The organism is Mesorhizobium sp. M7A.F.Ca.CA.004.06.1.1, assembly GCF_003999135.1.
In the GTDB taxonomy this organism is placed as follows: domain Bacteria; phylum Pseudomonadota; class Alphaproteobacteria; order Rhizobiales; family Rhizobiaceae; genus Mesorhizobium.
This window is the reverse complement of the sequence record NZ_RZPQ01001310.1, coordinates 1-769: the sequence shown is the minus strand read 5'-3', so window position 1 is coordinate 769 and position 769 is coordinate 1. Positions and strand designations below refer to the sequence as shown.

The window sequence follows — 769 nt, the reverse complement described above, 5'->3', positions numbered from 1 at the left end:
GGAGATGCTCGTGGGCTGCGGCGGTGTCCTCGGCCGACAGTGGCGCCAGCGCACGGAACCGCCAGTCGGGCTGGCTGGTAGCCAGCACCACGCCGCGTTCATCAGTGATGAACACAAGGAAACCGCTGGAACGCCAATTGGCTTCGACGCCGTCGAGTTCGACCTTCAGCACCGCAACGCCAAGCGGCTTGCCGCCATCGTCGACGCGGCTGGCAAGGTACAGCCCCGGTCTGCCGCTGATTGTGCCGAGGCCATATTGGCTGGCAGCACCCTTGCTCATCGCTTCCTGGAAATAGTGCCGAAAATTGTAATCGATGCCGACAAAGCTCGCCGGTTCGTCGGCATTGCTGGCTGATATGGCGATGCCTGCCGTATCGATGATGTAGATGGCGGATGCCGAGGCATCGCCGGCAATCGACTTGAGCTTGTCGTTGAGGGCCTTTTCTTTCATTTTTCCGGCCCGGCGCAGAGCGCCGCGCACCGCATCGTCTCTGGCCAACACCAGTGGAACCAGGCGCTGCTTTTCGATTTCGCCGGTCAGGGTTCCCGCCGCCAGCGGCAGTGCGGCGAGTGCCGTCTCGCGCAGATTATCGGCCGCCTGGCCGGAGGCGATGCGCCCGGCAATGGCAATCACGCCGGCCAGAAAGGCAAGAGCGACGACCACGGCAACCCAGCGGCCATCGCGCAGCCGCGCCACGGCCTCGCGCAGCAATCCACGGCCGGCAAATCCGGGGGATCCGCTATCGGTGCCTGCTTGCGGCGTCTGCCC

1 protein-coding gene is annotated in these 769 nt (G+C 64.8%); it reads right to left on the bottom strand.

The genetic code is table 11. The features are described 5' to 3' along the window. Positions 1–769: cache domain-containing protein (locus EN906_RS35995; protein ID WP_348629312.1), on the bottom strand; the 769-nt coding region annotated here is incomplete at both ends.